The sequence below is a fragment of the Limnohabitans sp. 2KL-17 genome, assembly GCF_003063415.1.
Classification (GTDB): Bacteria; Pseudomonadota; Gammaproteobacteria; order Burkholderiales; family Burkholderiaceae_C; genus Limnohabitans_A.
Map to the genome: position 1 here is coordinate 21,575 of NZ_NESK01000028.1, position 23,419 is coordinate 44,993.

Genomic DNA, 23,419 nt, shown 5'->3' on the forward strand with positions numbered 1-23,419 from the left:
TGGGCAGCAACCGCACTCATTGTTCTTGTGGCAAGTCTTCACTTTGGGTTGTCGCTGCAGTGTCGACCGGAGTTTGCGCAACCACCGCGCGCAAAGTCTCACGCAGCATTTTCTTCTCGGGCAAACTCAGGGCACGCGCCAAGCGCTGGCGCATGCGCAGCAGCAACTGACGGTCCACTTCTTGTGGAATGCCACGGCTAACCTGCAACGCATCCCTCAAATCCTCGCGCAAGTCTTCTGGCTCATCCGCCCACCACGCCGTGATCACCTCGAGCATGGATTGACGCAACTCTTCCACGTCTTCCACGGCGAGGCCCATGCCACTGGTCAACTTGCCCTGCAGCATGTCGGCAAGGGCCTGCGAATTGACCACCACCCGGCGGTCGGCCTGCGAAAGCAATCGCGCCCAGCCTGGATCGGTACGGACCATTTGAGTCATGTTGCGGGCAGACTCATCGGCCAGCAGATGAACACTCAAGCCACTCAACTGGGCTTCGTCGATGGTGGCCAAAAAGCGCTCATCGTCGCTGGCCACCAGCACATGGTCGCAGGCATGGTGATCGGCCAGCTGCTTGAGGTCATGACCCAATGAACGCAACAAGGACGAGCCGCCATCGGCATCGTGCGTTTGAACCAGACGCACAATTTGGTCATCAATGATCAAGCCGTCCGACCGGTCGCTGTACCAGTAAATGCGGCGCAAGTCGACATCGAGCCCCGCCTGCGAAAGGGCTTGCGACAGCAAACCCAGCAAGCCTTGCCGGTTCACCGACTCGCCCGTGGCACCTACGGCCCCTTGCTGCGCCATCCAGATCAGGAATCGGCCATCGATGAGCGCCATGCAGGTACCAGAGCGGGGGTCGCCAAAACGGTGGTCGGATGGGGAGCCTTGAGAAAAATAATCACGCTTCATGGTTTCAACCTAAATAAATAAGAATTAGCGCTGCTAAAAAGTACAGCTTCGGTCATTCTAAAGCTGCCTGACTGACTGCCAGGTCCGTCTGTCGGGTATAAATACCGACTGTGTCCAAACCTTTGTCTTTTGATCCTCGCAATGTTCCTATTTGGCGCATCGATCATGATTTGCCTGCTGTTCCGTCTGCACATTTGTTGCCTGACGCACTGAAAGCCCGCTTTGAACAACCCCCTTCCTGGCAAACAGCAGTCGAGCGGGAGACCTCCTATTCCAGCAGGTCGCCTGCACACGCGGCGGTTTTGGTGCCTATCGTGATGCGTGGGGCGAACTTTTCAGAGTGCACAGTTTTACTGACTCAACGGGCAGACCACATGTCAACTCACTCCGGTCAGATTGCTTTTCCAGGAGGCAAGGTAGACCCGCAAGACGCCGACCGACCTGCCACCGCACTTCGCGAGACCCAAGAAGAAGTGGGCCTGCACCCCAGACATGTTCAGGTCATTGGCGAATTGCCTGTTTACGTGACCGGGTCCGCTTTTTGGGTGACGCCGGTCATTGCACTGGTATCGCCCGACTTTGATCTGACCCTTAATGCGGATGAGGTGCAGGACGTTTTCGAGGTGCCTTTGAATTTCTTGATGAATCCTGCGCACCACCGACGCCACGCTTTTGAGTGGCAAGGGGCCCAACGGCAATGGTTTTCAATGCCCTACCAGGAGCGACAGATTGCGGCTGATGGTCAAGATGTCCTGGTGGAGCGTTTCATTTGGGGCGCAACTGCCGCTATGCTTCGAAACTTCTACCATTTTTTAGTGGTCAACCCGCAGCCATGAGAACACCATGAGTTTTTTTGCAATCCTGTTGGCTTTGGTCCTTGAGCAGGCTCGCCCGCTCAACCCCGTCAATGCGATTTATACCCGGGTCGAGCGCTGGGTCAGTTGGGTTTCCCGCACTTTTGATGCAGGTGTGCGGCACCAGGCCTGGGTCACCTGGGGTATCACGGTATTGGGTCCGGCCATCCTTGCGATGCTCGTCCACTGGGGGCTCGAGTTTGGTTTGGGCTGGCTATTTGCTGTCATCTGGAACGTGGCACTGCTTTATGTGACCTTGGGATTCCGGCAATTCAGCCACCACTTCACCGCCATCCGCGAAGCCCTGGAAGAAGGCAATGAAACCAAGGCCAGGGAACTGCTTGCCCAGTGGCAACAAGTGCAGGTCGGTCAGATACCACGCAGTGAAATCGTTCGGCATGTGATCGAGTACTCCATGATCGCAGCACACAGGCATGTTTTTGGCGTGTTTTTTTGGTATGCAGCCCTGTCCATCATCGGCCTGGGCCCGGTCGGTGCGGTGGTTTACCGCCTCACTGAATTGGCCCAACGCCGCTGGCAAGAGCCGACTTCAGACGGCTCTGTAACGAGTGAAGCCTTGCGCTCAGTGGCCACAAGGGCCTGGGTGGCCATGGATTGGCTGCCTTCACGCATGACCGCTTTGGGGTTCGCCATTGTGGGCAGCTTTGAAGACGCCATGGATGGCTGGCGCAACCATGCTCAAAATTTTCCCGATGACAACGATGGGGTGATCCTGGCCGCCACGGCGGGCGCCATCAACATACGCTTGGGTGGCGCCCCGCTGAAAGCGCCCGGCCAAGACGGAGAAGACGACGAAGCAAACGACACAATGGGCGGGAGCAGCACGCCAGGCCGTGTTCCCGAGGTGGCTCACTTTGCCCAAGTGGTCGGCTTGGTCTGGCGAACCGTGATCATGTGGTTGGTGCTGGTCGCTTTGCTCACCATGGCCAATCTGGTGGGCTGAAACAACCCGCATCAACCCTGCCCTACCAGCGCTGCTGACTCAACTCTTCAAAAAGTTGCGCGTAAATGCGGTGGCGCCGGATGCTGATGGTGCCTTCGTGCTTTTCATTTTCCACCTGAGCCAGTACGGCGCAGCCAGGCTCGTGCAAATGCGTGCAGTTGTAGAACTTGCAGCCCCCCACATGGGCGCGCAAATCGGGCATGCAATCGGCCAGACGGGTTGGCTCGATATGGTGCAGGCCAAACTCCTGGAATCCAGGTGAATCGATCAGCGCTCCTCTGCCCGAACCGGTCTCATTCAAGGCGTCAAGCGCAGGCACCCAATACCAGCGCGTGCTGGTCGTCGTGTGTTTGCCTGAGTTGAGTGCGAGTGAAATCTCCCCCGTCTCCACCTGTGCATCGGGTACCAATCGGTTGATCAGCGTACTTTTGCCGCTGCCCGATGGGCCCAGCACCAGAGTCGTCAGGCCTTGCAATTGCGCACACAAGGCTGCCACGCCATCATCGGCCACGGGGCTGCGCGGACTCAGGCTGATGGGCATCACGCTGTACCCCATGGCCCGGTAGGGCGACAAACGCTCCCAGGCTTGGGCAAAAGCTTGCGTCAGGTCGCTTTTGTTGAGCGCAATGACCGGGTTGATGCGTTCGGCTTCAGCCGCCACCAATGCACGCGACAACTGGCTTTCCGAATATTCAGGGTCTGCCGCAATCAGGATCAGCACGCGGTCCAGATTCGCCGCGAAGGATTTGGTGCGAATTTCGTCTTGGCGGTAAAACAGGTTGCGGCGGTCCTGCAGCTTTTCGATGCTGCCTTCATCACCGGCAATTTGCCAGAGCACCTGGTCACCCACCACGACCTGATTTTTCTTGCCCCGGGGGTGGCATATCAGCCGCCGTCCTTCTGGCGTCTCCACCAGGCAGTGGCGACCGTACGTGGCCACCACCAGACCGGGCGCCAAATCGACAGCCAGTGGGGCGGGTGGGCGTTGTTTGGGTTTACTCATGAGGGCTCATACGGGCAACAAGGCATCGGTTTGTTTGGCCGCATCAAAGTCGAGATGGCTCAGGCCTTTCACATCGTGCGTTTGCCAACGCACGACACAACGGCGGTAGTTCAAAACAAGTTCTGGATGGTGGTTGATTTTTTCAGACAACCAGCCGACGCTGTTGACGAACAGGAGCGCATGGGTGTGCTTGTCAAATTCAAAAGTTTTTTCAATGGTGATGTCTTCACCATCGCCCGACAAGGCCCAGCCGGGGATCTGGCTCAGGGCCATGACCACTTCGGTGCGTTTCAAAGCGCGAATGTCGGGCCGGGTCATGCGGTTCTCATCCTCAGCAAACGCTCACTGGCTGGAGGGTGCGAGTAATAAAACTTCACGTACATCGGGTCGGGCGTCAGGGTAGCGGCATTGTCCTGGTAGAGCTTAAGCAAGGCTGAGGACAAGTCTTTGCCGGGCGTTTGAGATACCGCATAGGCATCGGCTTCAAACTCTTGCTGGCGTGAGCGCCAGGACGACACAGGGGCAACGAACAAAGTGAATACAGGGGTGACCAACATGAACAAGACCAGCGCCAGGGCATCGTTGCCACCCTCCAGGTTGGGCATAACGCCCAAGCCCGTGTAAAACCAGACCTGTTGGGCCAGCCAACCCAGCAAGGCCAACCCGGCAAGCATCAAGGAAAAGCTGGTCGCCATCATTTTAAGAATGTGCTTGTGCTTGAAATGGCCCAGCTCGTGCGCCAGCACAGCCTCCATTTCTGCAGGGCTCAATTGCTTGAGCAACGTGTCAAAAAAGACCACGCGTTTGCTGGCCCCGAAACCGGTAAAAAACGCGTTGGAATGTGCAGAGCGGCGACTGCCATCCATCACGAAAAAGCCCTTGGCCGTAAAGCCCGAACGCTGCATCAGGGCCTGTACCCGGGCTTTGAGCGATTCATCGTCCAGCGGGCTGAACTTGTTGAACAGCGGCATGATCACGTTGGGCGCGATCGCCATCAAGAACAACTGCCACCCCACCAAAACGCCCCATGCCCAAAGCCACCACCACTCACCACCGGTTTGCATGAGCCACAGCAAAACCCACAATATTGGCATGCCCAGGACCAGGCCCAGCGCCAGCCCCTTGGCCATGTCGGCCAGCCACAAGCCTGGCGTGATTTTATTGAAACCAAACCGCTGCTCCACCCCAAAAGTTTGCACCAGCGACAAGGGCAAGCCGATCGCGCCACCGACCAAGCTGAAGACCAGTACCAAGGCGATTTGCTGCGCCATGCCAGACCCCATCCAGCCCAGCAACAACTGGTTCAGTGCATCGAGCCCGCCCAGCAGCGTCCAGCCCATCAGCACCGCTGCATCAAGTGCGATGTCAATTTGAGACAAGCGGGCCTTGGCCAGTGTGTAGTCGGCTGCTTTTTGGTGATCTGCCAAAGAGACTGTTTCGGCGTACGTCACCGGCACGGCAGCACGGTGGCGAGCCACATGCCTGACTTGCCGGGTGTTGAGCCAAAATTTAAGGGTCACATGCGCCATCAAGGCGAGCACCAGGGTCAGGGTCAAAGTTAGGGATGCATTCATTACGCCATTGTAGGAGCCGCACCCTGCACACAATGTCTTGTGGTGATTTCGGGCGCGGATTGTCCGCTTGTGGCATCAGCGACAATCGATACATGTCTGAAGCCCACTCCCCCACTTTTTCCACCGATACAGTTGAACTGCAAAAATCCGACCAGAACCTGGTGTGGATCGACTGTGAGATGACTGGCCTTGACCCCGAAAAAGAGCGTTTGCTGGAAATCGCCGTTATCGTGACCGGCCCGCACCTCACGCCACGCATCGAAGGTCCGGTTTTGGTGATTCACCAAAGCGATGAACTGCTGAACCAGATGGATAAATGGAATAAAGGCACTCACGGTAAAAGTGGGCTCATCGACAAAGTCAAAGCCTCGACCACCAGCGAAGCCGATGCTGAAGATCAGATTCTGGTGTTCCTTAAAAAGTATTTGCCTAAAAACAGTTCCCCCCTTTGCGGCAACACCATCAGCCAGGACCGGCGCTTTTTGGTCAAATTTATGCCCAAGCTGGAGGCTTTCTTTCACTACCGCAACCTGGATGTGAGCACTTTGAAGGAGCTGTCACGCCGCTGGAAGCCCGAGGTGTATTCGAGTTTCAAGAAGCAGCAAAAGCACACCGCACTGGCGGATGTGCACGAGTCGATCGATGAACTGGCCCATTACCGTGAGCATTTCATTCAATTGTGAATGTTCAGGGAAAACCCTAGCGAATTTTTCCGATCTGTGACATAATTCAAGGCTCGCTGCACATGGGTGCAGCGTTTCTCACATCTCCCTTCATGCCTTGACCCAAAGATAGGGTCACTCACAGCGGCCAGGCTCCATGCCAAGCGCCACTCGCGAGCACCGTTTGATGGTTGATGTTTTTTCAACCTTGCGGTGCCTTCGGCCTAAGCATACTTTTGCTGCCGTCTCTCCGTGCGAGTTTTTACACATGACCGACACTTTGAACACAGTGCAGGGCGAATTGACGCCTGCCGAAAACATTTCCATCTCCGCTGAATTGGCTCCCATTGCCACAACAGCACCGGCAGCCAACCTGGCCACCGAAATCATGGTCACAGCCGCAGCGGCTGAAGCCATCACCGAAGAACCTGTCAGCGAAGCGGCGGCTGAGGCTGAAGCCACTGCGGTCTTGCCCAATGGTTTCGTCGAACTGGGCCTGGCCCCCGAACTGGTGCAAGCCGTAGCCGACCTGGGTTACACCCAGCCCACTGCCGTGCAACTGCGCGCCATTCCTTTGGCCCTGCCCACGATCGGTGGCTCCAAAGACGGCAAGTCCAATGGCTACACCGACTTGATGGTCTCCAGCCAGACAGGCAGCGGCAAAACAGCCGCTTTCTTGCTGCCCGTGCTGCACACCCTGATCGCCCAAATGGCTGAACAGGAAGCTGCTGAGCGCGCTGAATTTGACCAAGCCTGTGCCGATGCCACCGCCAAGGGCGAGCCTGCCCCCAAGCGCGCCAAACGCAAAGACCCCACAAACCCACGCAACTTCAAGGCACCAACCCCTGGTGCCCTGATCGTGTGCCCCACCCGTGAACTGGCTCAACAAGTCGCACAAGACGCTATCGAGTTGGTCAAACACACACGCGGCCTGCGCGTGGCCAACGTGGTCGGCGGTATCCCCTACCAGTTGCAAATTGCCAAGCTGCAAAATGCCAATCTGGTTGTAGCCACACCTGGCCGCTTGCTCGACCTGCAGCGCTCCATGCAAATCAAGCTGGACCAGGTCCAGTTCCTGGTCGTCGACGAAGCCGACCGCATGCTTGACCTGGGCTTTTCGGACGACCTGGCCGATATCAACGACATGACCAGCCAGCGCCGCCAGACCATGATGTTCAGTGCCACTTTTGCACCACGCATCCAGCAACTGGCCATGCGCGTCATGCATGACGGTGGTTCATCCGTGCAGAAAATCCAGATCGACAACCCACAAGAAAAGCACAACAACATCAAACAGGTGCTGTTTTGGGCCGACAACGCCCAGCACAAGCGCCAATTGCTTGACCACTGGTTGCGCGATGCCTCGATTGACCAGGCGATCGTGTTTTCCAGCACGCAAATCGAATGTGACGGCTTGGCCGCTGACTTGCAGCAAGACGGCTTCTCAGCCGTGGCACTGCACGGCGCCTTGAGCCAGGGCATGCGCAACCGCCGCTTGATGGCTTTGCGCAACGGCCAAGTCCAGATTTTGGTGGCCACCGATGTCGCAGCGCGCGGCATTGACGTGCCCACAGTCACCCACGTCTTCAACTTTGGCTTGCCGATGAAGGCCGAGGACTACACCCACCGCATTGGCCGCACAGGCCGTGCTGGCCGTGATGGCTTGGCCGTGACCTTTGCAGAAGTTCGTGATCGCCGCAAGATTGGTGACATCGAGTCCTACACACGCCAGCCTTTCAAGGCCGAAGTGATTCCAGGTATGGAACCCAAAGCACGCATGCCCGAGGCGCGCAAACCCATGGGCCGTGGTGGCGACCGTTTTGGCGGTGAGCGCAACTATGCCAACGCAGGTGGCGGCTTCCGTGGTCGTCCAACCGGTGGTGGTGGTGGCCGTGACTTTGGCGGCCCCCGCGACGGTGGCGGTTTTGATAACCGTGCACCCCGTGGCAATTTCCGTGACGAGCAGCCCCGCTTTGAGCAGCGCAGCGAACAACCCCGTTTTGATGCACGCAAAGAAGGCGGCCGTTTCGAAGCCCCTCGAGCCGACAGCCGTGGCGGTGACCGTTTTGAGCAACGCGCAGCGCCAGCACACCCATGGGACCGTGGTGACAACCGCGGCGCTCCACGTCAAGATGCCCGCCCCGAAGGCGCACGTCAAGGCGCTGGCCGCTGGGAAGAGCGCGGCGGTGACAACCGCAATGCCGCACGTCCAGCACCTCGCGGCGCTGCGGGGGACAAGTTTGCACGGGGTCCCAAACCATTCGGCGCGAGCACCTTCAAGCCCCACGCTGCAGGCGAAGGCCCTGCTGGCAAACGCGGCGGTACTCGCGTGCTGAAAATCTCTCGCGGTTGATCCGTCGCATGGGCTAAAGCCCAGGGCCACACCATAAGGCCTTGCCCTCACCGGCGAGGCCTTTTTTCATGGCGCAAACAAAGCGTTTAAACCATAAAAAAACCGCCCTGGGTGCAAACCCGGGCGGTTTTTACGTCTGACAGAAAAGGCTTTACGCTTTGACAGCAGGCGCTGCTTTGCGCTGTGGCAACTTTTCCTTGATACGTGCCGACTTGCCGCTGCGGTCACGCAGGTAGTACAGCTTGGCGCGACGAACATCACCGCGACGCTTGACTTCGATGCTGGCGATCACAGGGCTGTAGGTTTGGAACGTACGCTCCACGCCTTCACCACTGGACATTTTGCGCACAGTGAAGCCGCTGTTCAGACCACGGTTGCGCTTGGCAATCACAACACCTTCGTAGGCCTGGACGCGCTTGCGTGCACCCTCCACCACGTTGACGCTGACGATCACGGTGTCGCCGGGGGAAAATTCAGGAATCACTTTACCCAGACGGGCAATTTCTTCCTGCTCAAGAGTTTGAATCAAATTCATTTTTGAACTCCGTCCGATCATGCCTCGCTACACAAGGGGCGTTTCGTGCTGTAAGGGCCATGCAGTGCATGACTGAGCCAAATCGCGGCGGGTAGAGGATCGAAAAGCCTTTGATTATAGCTTCTTGGAAGCACAACTGTGATTTTATGGGGGCGAGGCGTGCTGATCCTCTTTCAGGAACGTCTCATCTTCGCGACTGAGCTTGCCCGCCAGGCGGGCTTGCACCAGCAATTCGGGGCGGTGCATTGCGGTCAGGTGCAGACTTTGTTCGCGCCGCCAGCGCTCGATGCGCGCGTGATGGCCCGATGTCAAGGCCGTCGGGACGGCATGACCTTGCCATACTTCCGGACGGGTGTAGTGCGGGGTGTCCAGCAAGCCGTCCAGGGCCGGGTTGAAACTGTCAAGTTGGTGGCTGCCCTCATCGTTGAGTACGCCCGGCTGCAAACGAGCCACGGCATCCAGCAACGCCATCGCCGCGATTTCCCCCCCGGAAAGCACGAAGTCGCCCAAACTGATTTGCTGGCCCACGTATTGATCAATGAAGCGTTGATCAACGCCTTCATAGCGCCCACACAACAACACTGCACCAGCGCTGTCCGACCACTGCGCCACAGCCTTGTGGTTCAAGGTCTGCCCAATGGGGGAAAACAACACCAGGGGTGTGGGGGCCAGATCTTGTCGGTCTGCACGAATGGCCGTCAGACAATGGAACAAAGGTTCAGCCAGCATGACCATACCGGGGCCACCGCCAAAAGTCCGGTCGTCTACGCGGCGGTAGTTGCCTTCGGCATGGTCACGGGGGTTCCATAGACGGACATCGACCAGGCCACTTTCATAGGCACGGCGAGTGATGCCACTTGTCAACAAGGGCGCAAACAACTCAGGAAACAGGGTGATGATGTCAAAGCGCATGGCTTGCCCTTCACGGTCGGCAACAATCAGTAGTCAGGCTGCCAGTCAACAGTGATGCGTTTGCCGGCCAAATCCACGCCATCGACAAATGCCGCCACAAAAGGAATCATCCGCTCAACAGGTTTGCCGTCATCCGATGGGGAGGAAGCTTCAATCACCAGCACGGTTTGCGGACCGGTGGACATCAGGTCACGCACTTGGCCAAGGTCCAGACCCTCGCGATTGAACACTTGCAAGCCGATGAGGTCAACCCAGTAATACTCATCATCGCCCGCAGTGGGAAAACTCGAGCGGGGAACAAATATGCGGGCGCCGCGCAAAGACTCAGCGGCAGTGCGGTCATCGATATGGTGAGCGCAGGCCACCACGGTGCCAGAGTGGTCCTTGGCTTCTTTGATGCTCAATAGCAAAGGTTCGGTCCAGCCTACCTGCTGAGCCGCTTCGGCTTCGGTTGGCCGTTTGGGTTTCATTGGCCGATCGGGCGGCAACAAGAACCAGCGCTTTGAAGAAAAAAGCGCCTCTGGTGAGGCGCTGTGGGGCAAAACCTTGAACCAGCCCTTGATGCCCCAGGCATCGGCGATGCGTCCGATCTCGATGGCGTCAGCCGGCAGTGCGGCTGCTTCCAGGGGAAGACGCATGGCCAAGGTCAGCCAATCAGGCTGCGGCAGTGCCAGCTTGACGGATCAGGCGTTCCACAGTGGGGGACGCCTGTGCGCCAACGCTCTTCCAGTAGGTCAGACGGTCTTGCGCAATGCGCAGACCTTCCTCGCCACCTTTGGCAGTGGGGTTGTAAAAGCCGATGCGCTCGAGGAAGCGGCCATCACGGCGCACACGCTTGTCGGCAACAACGATGTTAAAGAAAGGGCGTGCTTTGGAGCCGCCGCGGTTCAAACGAATAACAACCATGATTTATCCTTGGGTGGTTGGGTGTCTTGGGAACAATTGCCCAGATGCCCGATATCCTTCAGCGTTTGAGACACGCAACTGGCCACCCGGCCAGTGACACACTGAAAAGCCTGCCATTATACAACGGGAGCCCAGCCTTGCCTCTGATCAGACCCAGCCGCGACGAAGACATCGCAGCCATCACTGCGATTTATCACCACCACGTGCTCACGGGCACCGGAACTTTCGAGATCGATCCCCCGACCGAAACAGACATGGCCAGTCGAAGAGCAGATGTACTGGCCAAGGGTTTGCCCTATCTGGTCGTCGAAGACGAAGGCCGCGTGATGGGCTTTGCTTATTGCAACTGGTTCAAGCCCCGACCCGCTTACCGCTTTTCGGCAGAGGACTCCATCTACATGGCCCTGGAAGCTCACCACAAGGGCTTGGGCAAGGCACTGCTGGCCGAGTTGTGTGCCCGCGCTGAACGCGCAGGCGTGCGCAAATTTCTAGCGGTCATTGGCGATTCGGCCAATGCAGGGTCGATTGGCCTACATCAGTCCCTGGGCTTCAGCCATGTCGGCGTGCTCAAGTCATGCGGCTGGAAATTCGACCGCTGGCTGGACGTTGTGATGATGGAAAAGCCTTTGGGCGCTGGCGACAGCACCGCTCCGCAATAATCAAGCCCATGAAACACAAAACACTCGCGACCTGGTTGGCTTTTTGGGGTGGGCCCCTGGGCTTGCACCGTTTTTATCTTTACGGCTTTTCTGACACGCTCGCCTGGCTCTTGCCCATGCCGACTGCACTTGGTTTTTATGGCTTGGAAAGGGTTCAGCAATTTGGACTGGACGACAAGCTCAGTTGGTTGTTGATCCCCTTGCTGGGATTCACCATTGCGGGCTGCGCCTTGAACGCCATCGTTTACGGCCTGACACCCACTGAGAAATGGAATGCCAGGTTCAACCCCAACGCGGATGCACAGGCCGTTGCAGGGCAAACCCATTGGGGCACAGTGATCGGACTGGCCATTGCCCTGCTCATGGGGACTGCGGTGTTGATGTCAAGCCTGGCTTTCAGCTTTCAACGGTATTTTGAGTACCAGATTGAAGCGGCCCGTCAGATCAGCCAATAACAACCGGCAAGCTGACCCCATCAGTAACCGCTGCTACAAAATCGGCAAGCGTTCGATGGCCTGCGCCTTAACAAGGGCCAAATCCTCAGCATTCACGCAACCCGGCCACACATCGGCCAGGGGGTACAACACAAACGCCCGCTCGCGCCATCGTGGATGGGGCAAAGTCAGGCGTGGGCTGCTCATGCGGGCATCGCCATACATGAGGACATCCAGATCAAGGGTGCGAGGGGCATTCAGGTGAGAACGCTGACGCCCAGCCTGGCTTTCAAGTGCTTGCAAGGCATCGAGCAAGTCAGGGGCAGACAACCGGGTCTCCAGTTGGGCCACGGCGTTGACGTAGTCCGGCCCCCGGGCTTCGTGGGGTGCGGTGCGGTACAGCCGGGATCGGGCTGTCAACCGAGAGTCTGGCAACAGCGCCAGCGCATCAAAGGCCTGAAGCACCGTTTGCAAGGCATCGCCCAAATTGGCCCCGATTGCCACATAAGCGGTCACGGGGTCTCGCCAGATCGACACCATAGGTTGGCGGCAGCGGGCTTATTCGGAGCTGCCTGAATCGACCGCCCCGTCTGCGACAGAGCCAGGCTTGCGACGGCGGCGACGGCGCTTTTTGACAGCGCCTTCATCACCCGTATCGGATGGAGGAGCTGCGTTACTTGTTTCGCCTTGGTCGGATGTTGCTCGGGGCGCCGCATCGCCTTCAGGCCTGGGCGCACGGCGCACACGGGGCTTGGGCGTTTGCGAGGCCTGCTCGGCCTTGGCTGCCTGCACCAAGTCTTCACGCTCCGAATCGCTGGCCATGCTGAATTCTTGCCACCAATCGGCCAGACGCTCATCCACCTCCGCGATGTCGGCACGCAGTCGCAAAAAGTCAAACCCGGCGCGAAAGCGCGGTTGTTCTACCAAACCGAATGGCGTGCTGCCCACCCGCTTTTCAAAGCGCGGTTGCATCATCCAAATTTCTCGCATGTCGGCTGCCAGCTTGCCCCGCCCTGAAACGTCGCCAATTCGGGCGTCGAAGACTTCATCGATCGCATCTTGCAAGGCCGGGTAAGGGTGGTCTTTGCGGGCCAGGCGTTTGGCCCAACCCTCTCGCACATCGGCCCACAACACGCAGGCCAGCAAAAAACTGGGCGCCACAGGCTTGCCCTCACCAACGCGTCGGTCAGTGTCGGCCAAGGCCACTTGCACAAAAGGGCTGTCGACCCGCTCCACGACAACATCCAGAAGTGGGTAAATGCCGTTGGCCAAGCCCAGGTTTTTCAGCTGAGCAATGGACGCCAAGGCGTGCCCGGTTTGCAACAGCTTGAGCATTTCATCGAACAATCGGCTTTGTGGCACATCGGCCAGCAAGGCGGTCGATGCTGCCAATGGCTTGGCGGTTTTGGCTTCAAGCTTGAACCCCAAGGGGCCCAGCTTGGCGGCAAAACGCACGGCACGAATAATGCGCACCGGGTCTTCTCGGTAGCGCGCAACCGGGTCGCCAATCATGCGCAGTACACGCTTTTTGGAGTCCTGGATGCCGCCGTGATAGTCCACCACCAACTGCGATTCGGGATCGTAATACAAGGCATTGACTGTGAAGTCGCGGCGCGTGGCGTCTTCGTCTTGCGGCCCCCAGACGTTGTCTCGCAGCACGCGACCGGTCGAGTCAACCGCGTGTTTCATGCCCGCCAACTCGCTTTTGCTGGTGCGCTCATTGCCCTTGACCTGTTCGGCCGCAGCATTGTCAAGATGGGCGCGGAAAGTCGAGACCTCAATCACCTCGTTATCTCGACCGCGGCCGTAGACCACATGCACGATGCGAAAGCGACGCCCAATGATGAAGGCCCGACGAAACAGGCCCTTGACCTGCTCGGGCGTGGCATCGGTGGCCACATCAAAGTCTTTGGGACGCAAGCCCAACAGCAAATCGCGCACCGCACCACCCACGATGTAGGCTTCAAACCCGGCCTGCTGCAGGGTTCGCACCACGTTCACGGCACGCTCATCCACCAGATTCGGGTCGATGCCATGAACAGATGCGGTCACTTCAGTGCGGCGACCAAAATGAGGCTTGTTGCTTTTAGGTGATTTACCCATCAGCTTGTCGATGAATTGTTTGATCATTCTTGAAAGAGTTCGAGGATGCGCCAGCCACGTTCAGTGGCTAATTGACGCAACCGAGCGTCAGAGTTCGTTGCCACCGGATGGTGGACTTTTTCCAAAAGAGGCAAGTCGTTTATGGAGTCCGTGTAAAAGGTCATCTCGACATCGCCCCATCCCAAGCCGTTCTGGTCCAGCCACTGCGCGACTCGGGTTACTTTACCCTCCCTGAACGAAGGCGTGCCGCGGATCTCGCCGGTGATCCAGCCGTTGGCATCGCGCTCCAGTTCCACCGCGATCAACTCGCTGACCCCAAAAGCCTGGGCAATCGGTCGGGTCACAAACTCGTTGGTGGCGGTCACGACGATGACCGTATCACCCGCGTGCTGATGTGATCGTACCAGCGCCAGCGCCTCGGGCATGACGCGGGGACGGATGACTTCGTCCATGTAGCGGGCATGGGCATGTGCGGCCTCAGTCGCTCCACGCTCGCGTGCTGCACGTGTGGCAAATCGGACGTAATCATGGATATCGAGCGTTCCCGCCTGGTAATGGGCGTAGAACTCGTCATTGCGCTGGTTGAACACAACAGGGTCATTCCAACCCAGTTCGGTGGTGAACACACCCCATGTGTGGTCAGAGTCCAGCGGCAACAGCGTGTGGTCCAGATCGAACAACGCGAGTTTCATTCGCTCTCCAGCATGGCACGAACCAGCGGAATGGTCAGGGCGCGCTGCGTTTGCAAAGCGTATTGATCCAGGTGATTGAGCAACTGCATCAGACTGCCAAGGTCACGCGAAAAGCGGTTGAGCATGTAGGACATGACTTCATCGCTCAAAAACAGGCCTCGCGCATCGGCCTCTTGCCGCAGAACTGCTCGCCGCTCGGGCTCATTCAGAACTTGCAATGCGTTCACATGACCCCAGCCAAAGCGGGTGCGCAGGTCATCGCGCAGCTTCAAATCAGACGGCGGCAATGCGCCCGCAGCGAGCACCCAGCGCGGTGAGCCTGTGCGGGGCGTGAGCGCATTCACAAACCAGTTGAACGCGGTGTTTTGCTGCGCTGTGTTGTACAGGTGCACATCGTCCATCAGCACCGCCGCCCAGCCGTCGTTGAATTCGGTTGGGTGCAGCGTGTGGGGGTCAAGCCAGCCCACTTGGACACCCTGCTCTTTCAGGGCGTGTTGGACAGCTTGCAACAAATGGGTTTTACCCGACCCGCTTTCGCCCCACAGGTAACTGGGCACAGGCGAACGACTGGTTGATGCAGTCCAAAGGCGCAAGTGGCTCAAAGCCGCCAAATTAGGACCTGCAAAAAAATTATCCAGCGTGGGAGGCGACGCCAGGCCGATGTCCAGAGCCAGTTGCTTCATGCCTTGTCAGGCCCCTGCCCGGCACCGTCCGAACCACTCTTTTGGTACAGATCGCTGTGCAAATACTGCTGACGCAAGCGGCGCAGACCCACCAGCAAAACGGCGCTGGCGGGCAATGCCATCAGCACACCGACAAAACCCAGCAACTGACCAAAGGCCATCAAGGCCAAAATAACCGCCAACGGGTGCAAGCCAATGCGCTCTCCCACCAATCGGGGCGTGAGTACAAAACTTTCGATCAGTTGCCCCAAGCCGAACACCACGGCCACCATCACCACAGCCTGAGCCGATGCAAACTGCAACAAGCCTGCCAGCAAGGCCAACACAAGACCCAAGCCAAAGCCCAAATAAGGCACGAACACAGCCAGGCCGGTGAACACGCCGATGGGCAACGCCAAGTCGAGGCCAAACAGCCCCAAGCCCACCGCATAAAAAACCGACAACGCCAGCATGACCAGCAACTGTCCCCGCAAATATTCGCCCAGCACCGAGTCACTTTCTTGCATGAAGCTGTCAAAAGTGCCGCGCCACGCCGGTGGCACCAACTCGGTCACGCTGTTTACCAGACGCGTCCAATCGTGCAACAGATAAAACAAGGCCACTGGAACCAGCACCGCATAGCCCATCAGAGCAAGGGCAGCACTGCCGCCCAGCTTGAGTGATGACATCAGGGGCGCCCACCAGTCTTCGCGATTGGCACTGAGGTAAGCCACCAGTTGGGTTTTCAAGTCACCCAAGTCGAGGGACACGTTCAAACCCAACTGATTCAACAAGGGGTTGATGGCATCCGCCAAACGGTCCAGCAACAAGGGCAACTGCTGCTGAAGCAGCGGCCACTCCCGAACCAGAATGGGCACCAGAAGAAGCAAAAGCCCCAGCAGCGCCAAAATGGCCAGCGCCTCAACCAGCACCACAGCCAAAAAACGTGGCAAACGGGCTTGGGTCAAAGCCTCTAGGCGCAGCACCAGGGGATGCAGGACATACGCCATGACAGCCGCGATCACGAATGGGGCCAGCACCGGCGCAAGCAGCCAGAAAACCAGGACTGCAGCCAAGGCCACACCCAACCAGGCGGCCAGGCGGGACATCAAAAATGGCAGGGGTGCTTGCAAGTGGATCTCGTGGTTTGCTTTGGATCGACCTGATCGGTCAGGGCTAACCCTTAAAATAAGCAGTCATTTTAGTCTGCCAGTCAATGATTGGCCCCTCGATCCCCATTTTTAACTGCCCCTTGTGGGCCAAAACCCATGAGTCAAGCTCCACTTTCCTACAAAGACGCCGGTGTCGACATCGTTGCAGGCGACGCCCTGGTCGAGCGGATCAAGCCTTTGGCCAAAAAAACCATGCGCGAAGGTGTGCTGGCGGGCATCGGCGGTTTTGGCGCTTTGTTTGAAGTGCCCAAGCGCTACAAGGAACCGGTGCTGGTGAGCGGTACCGACGGCGTGGGCACCAAACTCAAGCTGGCTTTTGAATGGAACATGCACGACACCGTGGGCATCGACCTGGTCGCCATGAGCGTGAACGATGTGCTGGTACAAGGCGCCGAGCCGCTGTTTTTCCTCGACTACTTCGCCTGTGGCAAGCTCGATGTGGACACGGCCGCTGCGGTAGTCGGCGGGATTGCCAAAGGTTGCGAGCTGTCCGGCTGCGCATTGATTGGCGGTGAAACCGCTGAAATGCCTGGCATGTACCCCTCAGGGGAGTACGACCTCGCCGGGTTTGCCGTCGGCGCGGTCGAGAAATCCAAAATCTTGACTGGGCAAAACGTCCAGGCGGGTGACGTGGTGCTGGGCCTGGCTTCTAGCGGCGTGCATTCCAACGGTTTCAGCCTGGTTCGCAAATGCATTGAGCGCGCTGGCGCCAACATTCCGGACGCGCTGGATGGCAAACCCTTCAAACAAGCCCTGATGGAGCCTACCCGCCTGTATGTATTGAACGTGCTGGCCGCGCTGGCGGTGCATCCCATCAAGGCATTGGCCCACATCACCGGGGGCGGTTTGCTCGAAAACATTCCCCGTGTCTTGCCCGATGGTTTGGCCGCACACCTGAACAAAGGCAGTTGGCCTCAAACCGAGTTGTTTGCCTGGCTGCAAAAGACGGCGGGCATTGATGACACCGAAATGAACCGCACCTTCAACAACGGCATCGGCATGGTGGTGGTCATTGATGCCACCCAGGCCGACGCCTGCGCGCAGACCCTGCGTGAAGCCGGTGAGCAGGTCTACATTATTGGCAAGATCGCGGCACAGGGCGCAACGGCACAGGTCGTCGTAGCCTGAAGCTGGAAAACTCAGGTGCTTGCGAGTTCGTCGATGCGGTTTCTCAACGCATCATGGTCGGGCGCCAAGGGCTCAGCCTGCAAATAAATCTGCAGATCTCGCAAGGCTTCAAGTTTTTGGCCCAGCTCTGCAAACACCAAGCCACGGTCACGCCTCTCAGACCAGGCTTCTGGCAAGAGCACAACCAGCCGGTCCAACACGCTCAACATGCGGGGCCAGTCCTCTTGTGAACGGAAAATCTCTTTGAGGTTGCGCAACATGCGGGCCAGCAAATCACGGGGCGGGCAATCTTGCAGATAAAGGCCCAAAGGCGTTTCGCCATCGTCCAGATCAGCACCAGAGGCCGCACCAATGGTTTCCCTGAAAGGACCAAGGCGCTCGGCCAGGTTGTCAACACCCAAAGAATCACCCGTTAAAGGGTCGAGTACCACCAGACCCCCTTGAAGCGACACCTTCACCAAAAAGTGTCCTGGAAACGAAATGCCTTGTGCCTGAAGCCCCAAGCCTTGGGCCAATTCAAGCCAGATCACCGCCAAAGAAATCGGAAGACCCCGTCTTGTGCGCAGCACTTCGTGCAAATAACTGTTTTCAGGTGCGTAGTAATCGTTGGCATTGACACCAAAACCCATTTCTTTGTAGAACACTTGGGTCAACACAGCCAAACGGGTCAAGTCGTCCGAATCAGAGGGCAAACGGGCTTTGATTTTTTTGAGCAATCGCGCCAGATCGTCCAGCACCTGCTGCATGTCCATCGCAGGTTCTTCGTCCTGAGCCAGGCTGGCAGCCGCCTCCAGCAAAGGAAAGTGCTCGTCACTTTCCACCAGGCTGGCAAAGTAAGTCAGCGGCGTCGGAGGTAAAAAACTCAAAGACATGTTCAGTCGGCCATCGGTCAACGTTTGAGAAAAGCCTTGAGCCGCAAACCCGTAGCCCACAAGACACCAAAATAAAGCAAGGCCGAACCCAGCATGATCCCGATCATCCAGCCAATCCGCAGCCAGGGGTCTTGGCGCAGACTCACCCAAGGCAAATTTTGTGCGGCGAACCACAGCATAGCGGTCAACAAGCCCGTGGCCAGCACCACCTGCAATGCAAAGCGCCACCAACCCGGCTGCGGCTTGTAACTGCCTCTGCGCAGCAGGCCCACCAGCAACCACAAGGCATTCACCAAAGCACCCAGGCCGATCGACAAAGCCAGTCCGGCATGGGCCAAATAAGGGACCAGCAGCAGGTTGAACACTTGCGTCAAGACCAACACCGCCACCGCAATGCGCACCGGTGTGCGAATGTCTTGGCTGGCGTAATAACCGGGCGCCAGCACCTTGATGGCGACCAAGCCAAGCAATCCCACTCCGTAGCCGGTCAGGGCCAAGGTGGTTTGCTGCACATCGCGATCAGTGAATGCACCGTAGTGGTAGAGCACCGAAACCAACGGCTTGGAAAACACCAGCAGGGCGGCAGCACAGGGCAGCGCCAAAAGCACCACCAGACGCAAGCCCCAGTCCAGCATGGCGGCATAACGATCGCTGTCGCCAGTGGCTTTTGCAGCGGCCAATTGCGGCATCAACACCACGCCCAATGCCACACCCAGAATGGCAGTTGGAAACTCCATCAGCCGGTCTGCATAGGTCAGCCAACTGACGCTGCCAGGTGCCATGTGCGATGCGATCTGCGTATTGATGAGCAAAGAAATTTGAGCCACCCCCACGCCCAGCAAAGCCGGCGCCATGAGTCGCAAAATGTTTCGTGTGGCCGGGTTGGTCCAGGCTTTGCGGACTGCTGCAGGGCCCATACCCAGACGGGGCAATAAGCCCAAACGGGCCAGCGCCGGAATTTGCACAGCCAATTGCAAAAAGCCCCCCAACATCACGCCTGCCGGCAGGGCATAAATGGCTTCGATGCCCCGATCAGCCAACCAGGGCGACAAAAACCAGGCCGCCGCGATCACGCTGACATTGAGCAGCACGGGGGTGGCGGCAGGCACGGCAAAATGCCGCCAGGTGTTCAAAATACCTGCTGAAAGTGCCACCATGGACATGAAGGCGATGTAGGGGAACATCCAGCGCGTCATATGGACAGCCGAAGCGTAACCACGGGCGTCTTGCTGCAAGCCACTGGCCAAAGCCCAAACCAGCCAAGGGGAAGCCAAGACGCCCAAAATCGACAAAATCAACACAGACCAGGCCAAGGAGGTGGCCACACTGTCGATCACTTGCTTGGTCGCTTCGTCGCCATGCTGGGCGCGGCTGGCTGCCAAAACCGGCACAAAGGCCTGGCTGAAGGCCCCTTCCGCAAAGAGGCGGCGAAACAGGTTGGGTATCCGAAACGCCACATTGAAAGCATCGGTCAATGCGCTGGCACCAAAGGCAGAGGCGATCAGCAACTCGCGCACCAAGCCCGTGATCCTGGAGGCCAGGGTGAAAAAGGACACGACGGAGGCAGAACGAAGGAGGCTCACAGTGGCCGAGTGTAGCGGCCCCGAGCCTCACCAACGGCGCCCTGGGCACATAAACTGTCTGCCGGGGGCGGTCTCATCTGCTAGAATGCCCGGTTCGCTGGACATCATCCTCAGACACTGAAAGAAAACATCCATGGCATCCGCTAAACCCAAAAAGAAAAACCCCCGTCTTGCTTCCGGCCGTAAACGCGTCCGTCAAGACGTCAAAATCAACGCCGCGAACTCCTCGCTGCGCTCCAAATACCGCACGGCCGTGAAAAACGTCGAAAAAGCCGTTGCAGCTGGCGACAAGACCAAAGCCACAGAGTTGTTTGCAAAAATGCAAACCGTGGTGGACATCATTGCCGACAAAGGCATCTTCCACAAAAACAAGGCAGCCCGTGACAAGAGCCGCCTGAGCGCCAAGGTCAAGACCCTGGCCCTCGCCGCAACCGCAGCCTGATCCGCTCCACCAGATCAACAGCCCGGCAGGGCCCAGCCCTCGCCGCCGTTTGAAACGGGTGCGCTGTCCGCGAAAACTAAACCGCCCAGGTGAAAACCTCGGCGGTTTTTTCATGGGCCATTGGAGGCGTGGTGGAGGTTGAGTTGGGGCCATCGCCAGGTTCCTCGTGGCTCGCTTCGCTTGTAAAAACTGTGACCCAGCGATGGCCTTAGCTCAACGGGGTTTATCCGAGTCAAGTGGATGGCATGTGCACACAAAAAAAGACCTCAAGCGGTTGGCCGTGAGGTCTTATTTTTCAGTGGGAGGGTCGGGCAACAAGCAGGCGTCGGCCACTTGCAAGCCATTGTCCCGCGCAAAGTTCATCACAAAATCCCAGGCCATGACGTTGTGTTCACGCAAGTCGAGGTTGACGACCACGCATTTGATGCCCCCAAACGTGTTGGGAATGCACCAAGGGGAATAGCTCAGGTGGCTACCGGGGGTGGCACCACCGGGACGAAAGGGGCTCATGACGCCCGCCAGACGTTCGGCCCAATCGCTGGGCCTGAAAGGTTTGCCATCCGCGGTGATGCCCTGGATGAAAACTTCTTTGGCGGTATTGGAAACCATCGGATAGAGGTGTGGATCAATCGGACCAGCAAAGCGGGATCGCCGCCTGCGGGTTTGCCCAGGTATTCTATCTTATATAAGACCAGACACCCGTTGCCAAGCTGTATCGATGGGCTGGACAGAGCAAGCAATGGCGAAGTTGCTTCTGCCCCTAAAATCTGCTCTCAGCGGCTCTTCATGTTGGGCCGATTTTTATTTCTGGAGTTCACGCATGACCGCTCACATTGAAGCCGCCTCACCGCACACCATGAACACCTATGGCCGACTGCCGATTGCACTCAGCCATGGTCAGGGTTGCCGAGTCTGGGACATCAATGGCAAGTCTTATCTGGATGCGTTGGCAGGCATTGCCGTGAACACCCTGGGACACAACCACCCCGACCTGGTGCCTGCCCTGCAAGACCAGGTCAGCAAGATGATCCACAGCTGCAACTACTTTCATGTGCCCAATGCAGAAGTGTTGGCGGCCAAACTGGTAGAGATGTCGGGCATGACCAACGTGTTTTTTTGCTGCACCGGCTTGGAAGCCAATGAAGCGGCCATCAAACTGGCACGCAAATTTGGCCACGACAAGGGCATCGACAAGCCCGAGATCGTGGTCTACGAAAAAGCTTTCCACGGCCGCAGCATCGCGACCCTGAGCGCCACCGCCAACGAAAAGCTGAAAAAAGGCTTTGGCCCCATGCTCGAAGGTTTTTTGCGCGTGCCGGTTAACGACATCAGTGCCCTGAAAAAAGCCACCGAAGGCAACCCCAATGTGGTGGCGGTCTTCATGGAAACCATTCAGGGCGAAGGCGGCGTCAACCCCATGCGCATCGAATACCTGCAGCAGGTGCGCGCCCTGTGCGACCAAAAAGACTGGCTGTTGATGATCGACGAAGTGCAGTGCGGCATGGGCCGAACCGGAAAGTGGTTTGCGCATCAGTGGGCAGGCATCGTGCCCGATGTGATGCCCCTGGCCAAAGGTCTGGGCTCTGGCGTGCCGATTGGCGCCGTGGTGGCAGGTCCAAAGGCCGCCCACATTTTTCAGCCCGGCAACCACGGCACCACTTTTGGCGGCAACCCACTGGCCATGCGTGCCGGTGTGGAAACCATCCGGATCATGGAAAAAGACGGCCTGATGGCCAACGCGGCCAAGGTCGGCGCACATTTGCGCGGCGCTCTTGACAAAGCACTGGTAGGCTTGCCGGGTGTGACAGAGGTGCGCGGTCAGGGCCTCATGCTTGGCATCGAGCTGGACCGTCCTTGCGGTGCCATCTGGAGCCGCGCCGCTGAAGCCGGTCTGCTCTTAAGCGTCACAGCCGATAGCGTGATCCGCTTGGTGCCTCCGCTGATCATGACCGAAGCTGAAGCCGATGAACTGGTCGACATTTTGGTGCCCCTGATCAAGACCTTTTTGGCAGAAACTCCATGAGCCAGTCACCACCCGTGCCCGTGCGGCACTACCTGCAATTCACCGACCTGAGCGCTGACGAATACGCGCATGTGTTTGCCCGCGCCGCCGAGATCAAGCGCAAATTCAAGGCCTACGAAAAATTCCACCCCCTCGCCGACCGCACCTTGGCCATGATTTTCGAAAAAGCCTCCACGCGCACCCGTGTCAGCTTTGAAGCTGGCATGTACCAACTCGGCGGTTCGGTGGTCCACCTGACCACGGGCGACAGCCAGTTGGGCCGCTCCGAGCCCATCGAAGACAGCGCCCGCGTCATCAGCCGCATGACCGATATCGTCATGATCCGCACCTTCGGCCAGGACAAGATCGAGCGCTTTGCATCCCACTCGCGTGTGCCCGTCATCAACGGCCTGACCAATGAGTTTCACCCCTGCCAAATCCTGGCCGACCTGTTCACCCTGCTGGAGCACCGGGGTCTGGACGCCCAGGGCAAGCCTGACCCGTCTTACCTGAAGGGCAAAGTGGTGGCCTGGGTAGGCGACGGCAACAACATGGCCAACACCTGGCTGCAAGCGGCCGAGTTGCTGGGCTTCACGGTGCACCTGAGCACACCCAGCGGCTACGAAGTCGATCAGGCGGTGGCGGGCCTGCGCAGCAGTGACAGCTACAAAGTGTTCAAAGACCCGCAAGACGCCTGCCGGGGTGCTGACCTGGTGACCACCGATGTCTGGACCAGCATGGGCTTTGAGGCCGAAAACGAAGCGCGCAAGAAAGCCTTTGCCGACTGGTGTGTGGACGAAACCATGATGCAAGCGGCCAAGCCCGATGCGCTGTTCATGCATTGCCTGCCCGCCCACCGGGGCGAAGAGGTCAGTGCCGAAGTCATCGATGGCCCGCAATCGGTCGTCTGGGACGAAGCCGAGAACCGCATGCATGTGCAAAAAGCGCTCATGGAGTTTTTGCTGTTGGGCCGCGTGACCCAATGAAACCGCCC

26 protein-coding genes are annotated in these 23,419 nt (G+C 58.2%); 10 read left to right on the top strand and 16 right to left on the bottom strand.

The window, feature by feature from the left end; all coding sequences use genetic code 11:
* Window positions 1–16 precede the first annotated feature (16 nt).
* Window positions 17–913: an NYN domain-containing protein gene (locus B9Z45_RS13700; protein WP_108407780.1), complete on the bottom strand. Its 897-nt coding sequence runs from the start codon at window positions 911–913 to the stop codon at window positions 17–19.
* A gap of 101 nt (window positions 914–1,014) precedes the next feature.
* Here B9Z45_RS13700 and B9Z45_RS13705 point away from each other — a divergent pair, with 101 nt between their 5' ends.
* Both B9Z45_RS13705 and B9Z45_RS13710 read left to right on the top strand, forming a co-directional pair.
* The gene (locus tag B9Z45_RS13705) at window positions 1,015–1,749 is read left to right on the top strand and encodes a CoA pyrophosphatase (RefSeq protein WP_370445846.1); all 735 of its coding nucleotides are present in this window, start codon (window positions 1,015–1,017) and stop codon (window positions 1,747–1,749) included.
* A 7-nt stretch (window positions 1,750–1,756) separates the two neighbouring features.
* Window positions 1,757–2,731, top strand: coding sequence for a CobD/CbiB family protein (locus tag B9Z45_RS13710; protein ID WP_108407782.1), 975 nt, complete (start codon window positions 1,757–1,759; stop codon window positions 2,729–2,731).
* Window positions 2,732–2,753: 22 nt separating this feature from the next.
* On the opposite strand, the gene rsgA is transcribed toward B9Z45_RS13710, so the two are convergent.
* From rsgA to B9Z45_RS13725, 3 genes are read right to left on the bottom strand one after another with little or no spacing between them, the layout of a single operon-like run.
* Window positions 2,754–3,734, bottom strand: a complete 981-nt coding sequence (rsgA, locus tag B9Z45_RS13715; protein WP_108407783.1) for a ribosome small subunit-dependent GTPase A — start codon at window positions 3,732–3,734, stop codon at window positions 2,754–2,756.
* 6 nt (window positions 3,735–3,740) lie between these two features.
* Entirely contained in the window at window positions 3,741–4,052 is a 312-nt protein-coding gene (locus tag B9Z45_RS13720; protein WP_108407784.1) for a 4a-hydroxytetrahydrobiopterin dehydratase, read from the bottom strand.
* Window positions 4,049–5,308 (bottom strand): M48 family metallopeptidase, encoded by a 1,260-nt coding sequence (locus B9Z45_RS13725; protein WP_108407785.1) that lies wholly within the window; start codon window positions 5,306–5,308, stop codon window positions 4,049–4,051. The genes B9Z45_RS13720 and B9Z45_RS13725 overlap by 4 nt, the downstream gene beginning before the upstream one ends.
* A gap of 92 nt (window positions 5,309–5,400) precedes the next feature.
* Between B9Z45_RS13725 and orn the strand changes: the two genes are divergently transcribed.
* Window positions 5,401–5,991, top strand: a complete 591-nt coding sequence (gene orn / locus B9Z45_RS13730) for an oligoribonuclease (protein ID WP_108407813.1) — start codon at window positions 5,401–5,403, stop codon at window positions 5,989–5,991.
* Window positions 5,992–6,238: 247 nt separating this feature from the next.
* Entirely contained in the window at window positions 6,239–8,323 is a 2,085-nt protein-coding gene (locus tag B9Z45_RS13735) for a DEAD/DEAH box helicase (protein WP_108407786.1), read from the top strand.
* 151 nt (window positions 8,324–8,474) lie between these two features.
* Here the strand turns inward: B9Z45_RS13735 and rplS are convergent, their stop codons facing one another.
* The 4 genes from rplS to rpsP form a co-directional block, all read right to left on the bottom strand.
* The gene (rplS, locus tag B9Z45_RS13740) at window positions 8,475–8,858 is read right to left on the bottom strand and encodes a 50S ribosomal protein L19 (protein ID WP_108407787.1); all 384 of its coding nucleotides are present in this window, start codon (window positions 8,856–8,858) and stop codon (window positions 8,475–8,477) included.
* Between the two features lie 144 nt (window positions 8,859–9,002).
* The gene (gene trmD, locus B9Z45_RS13745; RefSeq protein WP_108407788.1) at window positions 9,003–9,770 is read right to left on the bottom strand and encodes a tRNA (guanosine(37)-N1)-methyltransferase TrmD; all 768 of its coding nucleotides are present in this window, start codon (window positions 9,768–9,770) and stop codon (window positions 9,003–9,005) included.
* Between the two features lie 26 nt (window positions 9,771–9,796).
* Entirely contained in the window at window positions 9,797–10,408 is a 612-nt protein-coding gene (rimM, locus tag B9Z45_RS13750) for a ribosome maturation factor RimM (protein ID WP_199221912.1), read from the bottom strand.
* Between the two features lie 16 nt (window positions 10,409–10,424).
* Window positions 10,425–10,676, bottom strand: coding sequence for a 30S ribosomal protein S16 (gene rpsP / locus B9Z45_RS13755; RefSeq protein WP_108407790.1), 252 nt, complete (start codon window positions 10,674–10,676; stop codon window positions 10,425–10,427).
* A 137-nt stretch (window positions 10,677–10,813) separates the two neighbouring features.
* Between rpsP and B9Z45_RS13760 the strand changes: the two genes are divergently transcribed.
* Together B9Z45_RS13760 and B9Z45_RS13765 are read left to right on the top strand one after the other, a co-directional pair.
* Window positions 10,814–11,335, top strand: a complete 522-nt coding sequence (locus tag B9Z45_RS13760) for a GNAT family N-acetyltransferase (RefSeq protein WP_108407814.1) — start codon at window positions 10,814–10,816, stop codon at window positions 11,333–11,335.
* An 8-nt stretch (window positions 11,336–11,343) separates the two neighbouring features.
* Window positions 11,344–11,790, top strand: coding sequence for a hypothetical protein (locus B9Z45_RS13765; protein WP_108407791.1), 447 nt, complete (start codon window positions 11,344–11,346; stop codon window positions 11,788–11,790).
* Window positions 11,791–11,823: 33 nt separating this feature from the next.
* Here B9Z45_RS13765 and folK read toward each other — a convergent pair whose 3' ends face one another.
* Genes folK through B9Z45_RS13790 form a run of 5 tightly spaced genes read right to left on the bottom strand, consistent with a single transcriptional unit; the run spans window position 11,824 to window position 16,335 of the window.
* Window positions 11,824–12,309, bottom strand: coding sequence for a 2-amino-4-hydroxy-6-hydroxymethyldihydropteridine diphosphokinase (gene folK / locus B9Z45_RS13770; RefSeq protein WP_108407792.1), 486 nt, complete (start codon window positions 12,307–12,309; stop codon window positions 11,824–11,826).
* 18 nt (window positions 12,310–12,327) lie between these two features.
* A complete protein-coding gene (gene pcnB / locus B9Z45_RS13775) occupies window positions 12,328–13,899 on the bottom strand; it encodes a polynucleotide adenylyltransferase PcnB (protein WP_108407793.1) in 1,572 nt (523 codons plus the stop codon).
* The gene (locus B9Z45_RS13780; protein ID WP_108407794.1) at window positions 13,896–14,564 is read right to left on the bottom strand and encodes an HAD family phosphatase; all 669 of its coding nucleotides are present in this window, start codon (window positions 14,562–14,564) and stop codon (window positions 13,896–13,898) included. Before B9Z45_RS13780 ends, pcnB begins: the two co-directional genes overlap by 4 nt.
* Window positions 14,561–15,247, bottom strand: coding sequence for a DnaA regulatory inactivator Hda (gene hda, locus B9Z45_RS13785; RefSeq protein ID WP_108407795.1), 687 nt, complete (start codon window positions 15,245–15,247; stop codon window positions 14,561–14,563). Before hda ends, B9Z45_RS13780 begins: the two co-directional genes overlap by 4 nt.
* The gene (locus B9Z45_RS13790) at window positions 15,244–16,335 is read right to left on the bottom strand and encodes an AI-2E family transporter (protein ID WP_108407796.1); all 1,092 of its coding nucleotides are present in this window, start codon (window positions 16,333–16,335) and stop codon (window positions 15,244–15,246) included. Before B9Z45_RS13790 ends, hda begins: the two co-directional genes overlap by 4 nt.
* A gap of 159 nt (window positions 16,336–16,494) precedes the next feature.
* On the opposite strand from B9Z45_RS13790, the gene purM reads away from it, so the two are divergent.
* Window positions 16,495–17,526: a phosphoribosylformylglycinamidine cyclo-ligase gene (purM, locus tag B9Z45_RS13795; protein ID WP_108407797.1), complete on the top strand. Its 1,032-nt coding sequence runs from the start codon at window positions 16,495–16,497 to the stop codon at window positions 17,524–17,526.
* An 11-nt stretch (window positions 17,527–17,537) separates the two neighbouring features.
* Here purM and B9Z45_RS13800 read toward each other — a convergent pair whose 3' ends face one another.
* Window positions 17,538–18,398, bottom strand: coding sequence for a SirB1 family protein (locus B9Z45_RS13800; RefSeq protein WP_108407815.1), 861 nt, complete (start codon window positions 18,396–18,398; stop codon window positions 17,538–17,540).
* Window positions 18,399–18,415: 17 nt separating this feature from the next.
* Window positions 18,416–19,981 carry a murein biosynthesis integral membrane protein MurJ gene (gene murJ, locus B9Z45_RS13805; RefSeq protein ID WP_108407798.1) on the bottom strand — a complete coding sequence of 522 codons (1,566 nt, stop codon included), beginning with the start codon at window positions 19,979–19,981 and terminating at the stop codon, window positions 18,416–18,418.
* Window positions 19,982–20,114: 133 nt separating this feature from the next.
* Here murJ and rpsT point away from each other — a divergent pair, with 133 nt between their 5' ends.
* On the top strand, window positions 20,115–20,423 hold the full coding sequence (gene rpsT, locus B9Z45_RS13810; RefSeq protein WP_108329882.1) for a 30S ribosomal protein S20: 309 nt from the start codon (window positions 20,115–20,117) through the stop codon (window positions 20,421–20,423).
* Between the two features lie 288 nt (window positions 20,424–20,711).
* On the opposite strand, the gene B9Z45_RS13815 is transcribed toward rpsT, so the two are convergent.
* Window positions 20,712–21,032 (bottom strand): DUF3579 domain-containing protein, encoded by a 321-nt coding sequence (locus B9Z45_RS13815; protein ID WP_108407799.1) that lies wholly within the window; start codon window positions 21,030–21,032, stop codon window positions 20,712–20,714.
* A 211-nt stretch (window positions 21,033–21,243) separates the two neighbouring features.
* On the opposite strand from B9Z45_RS13815, the gene B9Z45_RS13820 reads away from it, so the two are divergent.
* The gene (locus B9Z45_RS13820) at window positions 21,244–22,446 is read left to right on the top strand and encodes an aspartate aminotransferase family protein (protein ID WP_108407800.1); all 1,203 of its coding nucleotides are present in this window, start codon (window positions 21,244–21,246) and stop codon (window positions 22,444–22,446) included.
* On the top strand, window positions 22,443–23,411 hold the full coding sequence (argF, locus tag B9Z45_RS13825) for an ornithine carbamoyltransferase (RefSeq protein ID WP_108407801.1): 969 nt from the start codon (window positions 22,443–22,445) through the stop codon (window positions 23,409–23,411). Before B9Z45_RS13820 ends, argF begins: the two co-directional genes overlap by 4 nt.
* The last annotated feature ends 8 nt before the right edge of the window (window positions 23,412–23,419 follow it).